We start from the raw sequence: 10084 nt of genomic DNA, 5'->3' as shown, positions 1-10084 counted from the left end.
GTATAAGTCATCCGAATATACTGCATTCACTTGTGTTGTCGATCAAGTCAATTCCACACGAAACGTCGAGGAGCCTAGAACTATATAAGACAAGAAAAGCCCCTAACTGGTAAGTTAGGGGCTTTTTGTTGTGAATCATATTTAAAATTATTATATACTGTATTCCAATTCTTTAAGTATATAGTCGGTCATTTTTCCGAATTCTGGAATAGCCCTGCTTCGAGGACGCTCTATATCTACTTCAAGATTTTTCCGAATGCGTCCCGGGCGACTTGCCATAATGAGAATTTTATCAGCGAGAAAAATAGCTTCATCAACGCTGTGAGTTACAAGTATAATTGTTTTGCGAGTTAATTCCCAGACTTTTAGAAGCTCCTGCTGGAGCAGAATGCGGGTATGAGCATCAAGCGCTCCGAACGGCTCATCCATGAGTAATACATCCGGATCATTCGCGAGAGCACGCGCAATTGCGACCCTTTGCCTCATTCCTCCAGACAATTCATGTGGATATGCCTCTTTAAAATCGAGCATATTGACCATTCGTAAATAACGGGTGGCTTCTTCATTGCGTTTTTCTTTTTCCACTCCGGAAAAATCAAGCCCCGCAGCAACATTATCCATCACCGTAAGCCATGGGAAAAGTGAATATTCCTGAAACACAAGCCCGATCTCTCCACAAGGCTTAGTTACTGGCGCAGAACGGTAATGAACTGTACCGGAAGTTGCTTTTTCAAGTCCGGCTGCAATGCGTAAAATAGTAGATTTGCCACAACCAGAAGGCCCGACAATACAAGTAAAAGAATTCTCTTGAATTTTCAGGCTTATGTTGTCTATTGCAAGAAAAGGTTCGCCTCTCTCAGCTTTATACTCTTTGGTAAGTTTATCTATCTCAATTATCACGTTCTTTTGTGTCATTAGCCTGCCTGCCTGCGCCATGAAAATTTCTTATGTTCAATGCGCCTGAAAACCATATCCATTAATGTTCCAACAATACCGATTGAAATCATCCCGGCAATAACGATGTCGGTTGAGGCAAGGGTGAAAGCGTGGGTGATCATATAACCTATTCCTGAAAGTGACCCGGGAAGCATTTCCGCAGAAACAAGACACATCCACGCAATGCCGAGGCCAATTCGCATTCCGGTGATGATAGAAGGCATAGAAGCTGGAATCAAAACCTTCATAAAAACTTGATATTCACTTGCTCCGAGCACCCTTGCGGAATCGATCAAGGTCTTGTTTACATTGCGTACGCCATGAATTGTAGAAGTGAGTATCGGGTAGAATGCGCCGATGAAAATTATAAACAGCATGGAAAACTTGATGTTGTTCAGATAAATATACATCTGACCTGTTTCAACACCTGAGATAGTTGCCAAACTTGATACTCCAAACCAAGCCAGAACCAGCGGAACCCACGCCAGAGGAGGAATGGGTCTGAACAAGTTTAAAAAACCGTTGAAAAATTTAAAAACAGATCCGTAATATCCCATGACAATACCCAGAGGAATCGCAACAAAAGCGGCAATGGCATAGCCCATGATTACACGCACGAGGCTTACTAATACATTGCTGAATAGCGATCCCATGCTGATCAAATCTTCTGTCGGATTGCCCAAAAGCTCCGCAACCTGTTCTATTCCGGGAAGAATTACTTGGTTACTTATCTGCCGGGCAAGAATCATCCATGTGACGGCTAAAAGAGCCGGAGCAATAATAGGTAAGGTTAAAGACAGGGCTCGATCTTTCATTTTGTTCCATATTTCGGAGCGGAACTACTATTGTAATTCCGCTCCGATAATTTTTATTAACTTATTTTTTGAGGCTTTTTTCTACAAAGGTGAAATCGTAAAGAAGTGGTGTTGCAGTTTTAATATCTGCATCTTTCAGAACTCCTTTAAACTTGTTCATGCTGTTCAGCATGGAAAGGAAAACAGCTTCGCCGTTCATCCAATTCTGTGTGGGATCAGTTGTATAAATGATAGTTGATTTTTCAACCGCTACAGCAGGAACTCCGATCCATTTAGCTGAAATTTCTGCAGTTTTAATCTTGTTTTTATTGCTCCAGTCAGAAGCCGAAGTCATCAGATCAGCCATTGCCTGCACAACTTCAGGTTGTTCTGTGATCATCTGCTCACTTGCGCCCATTACGCAGCAAGGGAAGTCAATCCATTCGCCTGCTGGAGGAAGGTCGCGGGAATCAAGTCCAATGTGCCCAACGTGTTTATATTCGGCAACAGCAGGATGAGGAGCAGGTCCAACCCAGCAATCCACCTGTTTACCGAGCAATGCAGGAATAAGATTTGAGGTGGATTTGAGATCTACCATTAAAATATCAGCGTCTGCATCGTTAGGATTACCTGTGATTTTGAATCCTGCTTTGTGCAATGCGCCCTCGAAAACAACGCGTGGTGCGCTGGTAGGAGAATGGTAGCCGATCTTAAATGGATTTTTAGAACTCTTAATAGCTGCTGCAACATCGTTGTATCCGGTAACTTTACTGTCAGCAGGGAAAACCATGCTCATACCATCTACATGCAAAGGACAAAGAATTTTAATTTTGGTTCCCTTGTCAATTCCACTCATAAAAGCGGTGCTGGAAGCAAGACCTAAATCAAGCCGATTCATTGCGAAAAGTGTTGAAGTTTCAGATCCGCTTTTAGATACGATGAAGTTAAGCACAGCAAGTGGCTCACCTTCTGCGGACATAAGCTTATATTTCTGCTTAGGAACCATTTCTTCAAGATATGCACCGGATGTTTTAAAATCTTGCCCCTTAATGGCGGCAACCATCAACGGTGTATGGTGAGTTGTAAAAACATAACCTAGATAAAGACTGGGTATTTTACTTTTAGCGGCATGTGCTGAGCTGGTTCCGATACAGAAAACGGCGAGCAATGCTAAAATAATTGTGTAAAGTTTTTTTTGCGAAAATCTACTGATCATAATCTATCTCTCTCTTTATTTTGGGGTTATTCTGAAAGTTCCACAAACGCTTCAATCCGTGTTCGCAGTTGTTCTATGTCTGATTCCGAATAATCTGTTTCAATATGTAAAAAAGGAAGTTCAAGCTCTTCCTCAACATAGCGGCGCAAGGTCGTAGATTCAGCATTATATGTATGACAACCGAGCCAAGTCATATCGACAACGGCATCCACCTTAAAAATATCAACCATTTCTTTGATGGATTCAGGTCTATGTGGATTAGGAGTCATGCAAGAGCATGGAACCTGCAAATAACGACGGGCAAGAGCTTCATATGGATCACCTGTTTCATCTACAGACAAGGTCACACCTTTCAAACCGGAGCAGTTTTCCATGCAAACGACACGGGCGCCCAGCTCCTCCGCAATAACAATTGCCTTGTCTGACCCTTTGCCCATGGGGCAACCCGTCATCAATATGCGAAGCCCCCGATTAATCGGTAAATCCGGCTGTTTCAAATATTCTTCAAGTTCAGTGCGCAATGTGATCAAGCTGGCGAGATATTTTTCAGGATGTACAACAAAACTTTTGCTTTCTTGTACAGTAAGCATTTCCTTTGCGTTCAAGGGCGATCTTTCATCCGCAGCCATAACTGCCAGATTATATAATTCCCGGCGTATTTTATTTTGGATAACGATCTGGTTGTGAAGCTCTTCTTCTGTGACTTTTATACCGGAACGTTCGAACAGAAACTTTTCCAGTTCGCGTAATCCATCCATCCAGTATTTTAAAGGAGCTGTTCCCGTCTGTGTGTGCGGAAGGTGCATCAGATGTAGCGGTTTCAACTTACTCATCAATTCATACATCTTCTTTTTGCCGTCACAGGTCGTTTCCGCAATCAGGATGTCTGAAAAAGTAAAGAAAGGACACGTGTCCGTTATTGCGTATCCGTAGCTAGATTTTATCAACGGACATAGGCTGACAGGAAGCTCTCGCTCGGCCTCCTTAATCGGGGCTTGTTTCTTGCCGCAAAGACTGACAGGCACAACCCCGGCGGCACGAATAAGCTCATTGGGCGCGTAGATACAGTATACTCCGGCAATTTTATTGCCTTCTTCCTGCCATGCATCCAGTTCTGCAATACTAAGTTCTGAAAAAGAAATGAAAGGTTTCAAGTTCATCAGATTCTATCCTGTTATTTTTAACATAATAAAAACAAATACTTTCATAAGTAATCGATTGAGGAATTAGATCTTTGAACACATCGTCAAGGAGCAGTCCAATTGCTAATCCTAATGACTTTAGTAAGTTGTGATTTGATTTTTTAATAAAAGACGAGACGAATCAGTAAGGCGGCGGCGTATAGCCAATAATGATAAGTAGAAAAAAGGGGTAAAAACAAGAAAAGCCCCTAACTGTTAAGTTAGGGGCTTTTTATTGGCGTCTTGTGGGGGAGAAATGAAAAGAGTCAAGAAATTTTTAAGATACTGTTTTGATTATAGATGGGTGGTTGTTTTTTTGTGGTTGCTCATGTTGGTCGAAAAATTAAAAAATTAATACTTTTTAATTAGTGTGTTTCGTTTTTTTACTAACCACAACTTTCAAATATAATAGGGACATGATCGCTCATCTTAGACCATTCTAAAAAGTTTTCTACACCAAACTTAATCTTATTTTCTAGCCAACGTTTACCAACGCAACAATAATCAATATGATATCCTTTGTTGGCTTTTTTCTGCATGAAAAAGGTGTCCTTAGATTCATACCCAAAATCTTCTCCTGAATTGTGATGATAAAGGCTAACCATATTTTTTTTTGATAAAAAATTAACGACATCTTTAAAATTTTCAGTTTTTTTATCTTTGTCAAAAGAGAGGTTCCAATTAAAATCACCAACCAAAATGGTGTCTTTATTGATTAGATTACTATAAAATTCTAAAGCTCTATAAACTTGTCCGATGTAGCGTTGATTACGATCAATTTTGCAAGGCATAGCCCAAACTGCTATAATTATAAATCTAGAATCATTATATGTAACTTCAATAGGAGCAATGTATTTAAACTTATCTGTATAACTATCATGAAGGCGCACGGTATATTTATTAAATGAATATATACCTAATCCTTTGCTTGGATTGTCCCCGATCCATACAGAACTAAAACATTCAAAATTTTCACGCTCAAAATCTACTTTTGTTGGTTGTTCACTTTCAGGTACAATCAAAATATCTGGGTTATTACTTAAGATTGTTGCGAGTTTTTTTCTAAACGCCATCTGACAATTCCAAGAAATTAATCGCACAAGAAACAACCTCTTATTATTTTATCAAAAAAATTATTACGGATACATTCGCGCAGCATGCAAAATTCTTAAAATAATTATCTGATCAGAGCTTTCCGCATAAACCACAATATAATTCGCAGATAGAACCATCTCACGAGTTCCAGCCACTCGCCCGGCCTTGTAAGCCTTGGGGAATTCAAGCAATCCATCGACTCTTGCCTCTAAATCAAGTTTCAACTTGCGAGCGGCCTCTGGATTATCCTCCCCGATAAAACCGAGTATAGACAATAAATCTTTTCTGGCATCTTCTTTCCAGTGGATTTGCAACATCTTTATTTATTGCGCCCCAACGTTGCCAACAACTCCTCAGCCTCAGAATCCTTATACTCAGGATAAGCCATATATTTTTTCACTATTCCACCTGCTTTAATCACAAAACTACATCCTGCACAAAAACAGGTATTTTTAGTGTATGTGAACTGCGATATGCACAAAATATACATTTGATTGTGCACATTAAACAAATACGCACTGTCTTCGTCTTTTATTGTGCATATCAATATTACGAGACTGCACCATGAGAAAAAACAGCATAAAGCTTTGAATTAACGTAGTAATTTTCACGCCCCGATTTCAATTTAATTAAAAGTCCTGCGTCAGCGAGAGTATTTAAATGTGATGCCGCAGTATTTCTATGCACCTGCATTCTACTACTTAAATAGCTGATCTTCGTATAAGGGTGCATAAAGAGTGTTTCGAGTAGTTCCCGACTATAAATATTTGTATTTTTACGAATATCTCTTTTATACTCGTCCATAAGCTCACGAATTTCTTTCACCATACGGATAGTTGTACGAGCTGTTTCTTCCACCCCTTTCAGCATCCACACAATCCATGCTTCGTAACCATTTATGTCACGCACTTCTTGTAATAGCCGATAGTAGTCGCTTTTATTATCAATGATATATCGCGATAGATAGAGAACGGGGGTATCAATCAAACCTTTTAAGACAAGATAGAGAATATTGATAATGCGTCCAGTTCTTCCGTTTCCATCATAAAAGGGATGAATGGACTCAAACTGATAATGAACAAGAGCCATTTTGATAAGTGGGTCGATATCTTCAAGCTTGTCATCATTAATATAAATTTCAAGATTAGCCATCAACTCATCGACTTCTACGCCATTTTGCGGAGGGGTATAGACGATGTTACCAGCGTTATCCTTAAGAGAAGTGCCAGGAACTCTACGAAAACCACCTTTATTGGGCTCCATGTTTTTCTGGATTTCTTTAATCATGTTCAGGCTCAAACCACCACGATCACGAACACAGCTAAAGCCATACCGAAGAGCGGCGGCGTAGCTTTTAACTTCTTTAGCAGCAACATTCTCAAAATTTTCATCTACTGCAGATCTATATAAATCGTCTTGAGTCGTAACTATGTTCTCAATAGCGGAACTTTCTTTTGCTTCTTGCAGGGTAAGAGTATTGATGAGGATTTCCTCATTTGGAATAGTAAGAGCTTCTCCCTTAAGTTCAGCCAATGCACGGCTGGCTTTATTCAAAGCTTTGAGAACAGGCACTGTTTCTAAATCAATACCATAGGGAAGTTTAATCATTATTACTCCTACAAAAAATTACCACTTGATCTTGCCTAATCATCACACATGCAATTCCTGAAAAAACTGCATAATCTCCGCACTGACCCTAACTATGGAGCAGCTACCCTCAGAGATACGCATCTTTATTTATCTCTACCCAGCGTTGCCAACAACTCCTCAGCCTCATCCATTACCTGACTGTGTGCAATGGTCGGACTGGTATCTTCAAGTGCGGCCTGAACTTTTGCCTTAAACCAACGGTCATGTTCTTCCTGATTGCAGGTAAGTCCAGCGGGCAAACCACCCTCTTTTGCGATTCTGGTTAAAAGAATTCTTACCGCATCAGAGAGACTAAGTCCCACTCCTGACAACGCTTCTGCGGCCTCGGCCTTTACAACCGGATCAACACGGACATGAATCATAGATGATTTAGCTGGCATAATTTTATCCTCCGCATAAAGTGTATCTCATTTGATACACAAAGACAAACGTCATAAAAATAGCAATACTACTCCAAAACACCCCGCCAATCCTGACTATGCCGCAGCACTCTCAAAATCTCGACATCTTCATTACAGCAGTAAGCCACAAGATACGCCCCTTTAAGCACAATCAACTCACGAGTTCCCGGTACTCTGCCTGCTCGACCTATTTGGGGATGCTGCTCCAACCTCTTCACATTACTCAAAATAGCCGAAGCAACTTTCTTCGCTGACTTCGGATCATCTTGGCTTATATATTCGTAAATTGAATCCAAATCCTGAACGGCCCGTTCAAACCTTTTAATCCTCGAAATACTTTGCCTCTACGTCTTCATGTAAGGTCCACTTGCCCTCTGGGCTTCTGGCCTCGTCTAGCCCTTCCTGAATAGCCTTTACCTGCCATTCATTCACATCAAGAGATCTGGATATAGCTTCACCAAACAGAAATGCCTTTGATCGTTTAGTTGCCTGAGCCTGTTTTTCGATTCGCTCTTTCATTTCCGAAGTCATACGAAGTTTTACTACTTCACTATTAGGTTCATCGCTTATCATTTTGATGCCCTCAACTTATATTACAAAAGATTACACCATATAATATAAAACCAGAAAAGCCCCTAACAGCTAAGTTAGGGGCTTTTTATTGCCAAATGGCGGAGAGGGAGGGATTCGAACCCCCGGAAGGCGATCCACTCCCAGTGCTACACCGTAAATCCAGCCATTTAGGGTATCATGTTAACTCTTTTTATCAAACAGTTCCCACTCTGTTTTACGCACGATTTTACGCTTGTGCCATGTAGATCTGGTTTGTTTCAAATCATCGTCGCGACTGCCTCAGCAGTCGCCTCCTTAGATCTTACAGTCGGGGCCGCTCTTCGCCTCCCCCCGCCCCCCTTCGGAAAATACAATCCAAATGTCCATAGGCCCAAATTTGGCTTAACACGGCTCTTAATTATTTGGGTCCCTCTGTGGCTTTTGCGCTATTGCGGGCGCTATCGAGCGCGATACTTTCGTGCGCAAAATTTTCTATTTCGGCTGGAAAAATGGAAATTCATTTTCACCTACACACATCATGATACGAAATCTTGCTTCGGTGTTACTGCTTTAATTCCGAGAACTTACTTGCTTGGAGGTTGCAATGAGTAAAGTTCTAGAACTCGTAAAACAGCGCGTGGAAGATGAAGGCTCTGACGGCGGCAATGGTGACGGCGGCGGACCTGATCCGCAGTTTGTCCAAGATTGCCTTGATGCTGTTGGTTACGGAGATGGAGTTTTATTCGCAGAAGTTTTTCGCGGAAAACGGCTCTACAATCATTCGACTCAAGAATGGTATCATTGGACCGGGCATTCATGGGCTTTAGATGTTGGCGAAAAGCACACGAAAACTAGCTGCGAAGATATCGCGGTTTTATATCTCGAAGAAAAAGCCTCTATTGATAACGAAATAAGCAAGCTTGAAGATTCTCCTAAAAAGAAAAAGTCACTTGAGGCTCGATCAAAATTCATAGCCGGTCGCGCAAAACGATTGCGATCTCTCGCTGGTCGTAAAGAATGTATGGAAATGGCGACTACGAATAAAAATCCGATTGATGTGTTCGGACACCAGATGGACAACCGCCCTACTTTGGTTGCTGTAAAAAATGGAGTTGTGGATCTGGAAACAGGTGCTCTTCGAGATGGTAAACCGGAAGATTTTTTACTGCGCTCATCTCCTGTCAAATACGATCCGAATGCCTCTTATGAATTTTGGGATAATATGCTTTTCGAAATTTATGAAGACGATGACAAAATTGCTTTTCTCCAACGGCTGTTCGGAGCAGCTCTCTTCGGCTGGAGCCGTGAACATATCATCACTGTATTTTTTGGTCAGGGCCGAAACGGTAAAGATACAATCTTTGAAGCTATCAGTCATGTTCTTGGAAACCTTGCTGGAGTTATTCAACCAGAAATGCTGCTTGACCAAGGCCGCGTAAAAAATTCCTCCGGACCTTCTCCAGATATCATGGCTCTAAAAGGACTCCGTCTGGCGGTTGGATCTGAAACCAACGAAGGCGCTCGGCTCGATGTTGGTAGAGTAAAACTTCTTACTGGTGGCGGTCGATTAGTCGGGCGCTGGCCACACGATAAACACGCGACAGAATTCGACCCGACTCACACACTATTTCTGCTCACGAATAATAAGCCGAGTGCAGGTAATGACTATGCGTTCTGGAAACGAGCATATCTGATCTCGCATCCCTTTTCTTTTGTATCTGACCCTAAAGGTCCGGACGAAAAGCTCGCTGATAAACACTTGAAAGATAAACTGAGAGCGGGATCTTCCGGCATTCTTTTATGGATGGTGGAGGGTGCGATCTCATATCTGGAAGGGGGGTTGCGGCCTCCGGCCTGTGTGCTCGAAGACACGGCAGAATACCAGAGGAATGAGGATATGATCGGCGACTTTGTCGAAGCTCGTTGTGTTATCAGTCGTGATTTAGAACCTAAATTCCCCGGCATTCCTAAAGATTTAGTTCTCAATTTTTCTATTGAAGAAATGAAAACATCTTTCAAAGATATTCGAGAAGTTTTTGAAGCTTGGTACTGCGAAGTTCTAGGAAATAAAGTTCCAAGTCCTAAATGGATAGGTAAACAATTGAAAACTCGTTTCCCCGACAAAAAGAGCGGAAACATTTATTATATGGGCATAGGCATCAATCCGTCTCCCAAAAAAGATGAAAGTAAACAGCCTCCTTATACATTGGAAGAAGATACTCTTTAATATTAGACAGTTAAACAAATCTAGGGACGATA

The 10084-nt window shown here is 41.4% G+C and carries 11 protein-coding genes; 1 reads left to right on the top strand and 10 read right to left on the bottom strand.

The window, feature by feature from the left end; translation table 11 throughout:
• Positions 1 to 150: 150 nt before the first annotated feature.
• The 10 genes from JEY82_RS13915 to JEY82_RS13870 all read right to left on the bottom strand — a co-directional run bounded on the left by JEY82_RS13915 (position 151) and on the right by JEY82_RS13870 (position 7846).
• Positions 151 to 915, bottom strand: a complete 765-nt coding sequence (locus tag JEY82_RS13915) for an ABC transporter ATP-binding protein (RefSeq protein ID WP_304086508.1) — start codon at positions 913 to 915, stop codon at positions 151 to 153.
• A complete protein-coding gene (locus tag JEY82_RS13910) occupies positions 915 to 1751 on the bottom strand; it encodes an ABC transporter permease (RefSeq protein WP_304086505.1) in 837 nt (278 codons plus the stop codon). The genes JEY82_RS13915 and JEY82_RS13910 overlap by 1 nt, the downstream gene beginning before the upstream one ends.
• A gap of 61 nt (positions 1752 to 1812) precedes the next feature.
• A complete protein-coding gene (locus JEY82_RS13905) occupies positions 1813 to 2946 on the bottom strand; it encodes a CmpA/NrtA family ABC transporter substrate-binding protein (protein WP_304086502.1) in 1134 nt (377 codons plus the stop codon).
• 26 nt (positions 2947 to 2972) lie between these two features.
• Positions 2973 to 4106: a double-cubane-cluster-containing anaerobic reductase gene (locus JEY82_RS13900; RefSeq protein WP_304086500.1), complete on the bottom strand. Its 1134-nt coding sequence runs from the start codon at positions 4104 to 4106 to the stop codon at positions 2973 to 2975.
• 407 nt (positions 4107 to 4513) lie between these two features.
• Entirely contained in the window at positions 4514 to 5227 is a 714-nt protein-coding gene (locus tag JEY82_RS13895) for an endonuclease/exonuclease/phosphatase family protein (protein ID WP_369681163.1), read from the bottom strand.
• Positions 5228 to 5263: 36 nt separating this feature from the next.
• On the bottom strand, positions 5264 to 5539 hold the full coding sequence (locus JEY82_RS13890; protein ID WP_304086495.1) for a type II toxin-antitoxin system RelE/ParE family toxin: 276 nt from the start codon (positions 5537 to 5539) through the stop codon (positions 5264 to 5266).
• 232 nt (positions 5540 to 5771) lie between these two features.
• The gene (locus tag JEY82_RS13885; RefSeq protein ID WP_304086492.1) at positions 5772 to 6830 is read right to left on the bottom strand and encodes a Fic family protein; all 1059 of its coding nucleotides are present in this window, start codon (positions 6828 to 6830) and stop codon (positions 5772 to 5774) included.
• A 125-nt stretch (positions 6831 to 6955) separates the two neighbouring features.
• Positions 6956 to 7252 carry a type II toxin-antitoxin system RelB/DinJ family antitoxin gene (locus JEY82_RS13880; protein ID WP_304086489.1) on the bottom strand — a complete coding sequence of 99 codons (297 nt, stop codon included), beginning with the start codon at positions 7250 to 7252 and terminating at the stop codon, positions 6956 to 6958.
• A 68-nt stretch (positions 7253 to 7320) separates the two neighbouring features.
• Positions 7321 to 7599, bottom strand: a complete 279-nt coding sequence (locus JEY82_RS13875; RefSeq protein WP_304086511.1) for a type II toxin-antitoxin system RelE/ParE family toxin — start codon at positions 7597 to 7599, stop codon at positions 7321 to 7323.
• Positions 7595 to 7846 carry a CopG family ribbon-helix-helix protein gene (locus tag JEY82_RS13870; RefSeq protein WP_304086487.1) on the bottom strand — a complete coding sequence of 84 codons (252 nt, stop codon included), beginning with the start codon at positions 7844 to 7846 and terminating at the stop codon, positions 7595 to 7597. The genes JEY82_RS13875 and JEY82_RS13870 overlap by 5 nt, the downstream gene beginning before the upstream one ends.
• Before the next feature lie 583 nt (positions 7847 to 8429).
• Here JEY82_RS13870 and JEY82_RS13865 point away from each other — a divergent pair.
• On the top strand, positions 8430 to 10052 hold the full coding sequence (locus JEY82_RS13865) for a phage/plasmid primase, P4 family (RefSeq protein ID WP_304086484.1): 1623 nt from the start codon (positions 8430 to 8432) through the stop codon (positions 10050 to 10052).
• Positions 10053 to 10084 lie beyond the last annotated feature (32 nt).

It is taken from the genome of Maridesulfovibrio ferrireducens (assembly GCF_016342405.1).
GTDB classification, from domain to species: domain Bacteria; phylum Desulfobacterota; class Desulfovibrionia; order Desulfovibrionales; family Desulfovibrionaceae; genus Maridesulfovibrio; species Maridesulfovibrio ferrireducens_A.
This window is presented reverse-complemented; position numbering and strand designations above follow the sequence as displayed.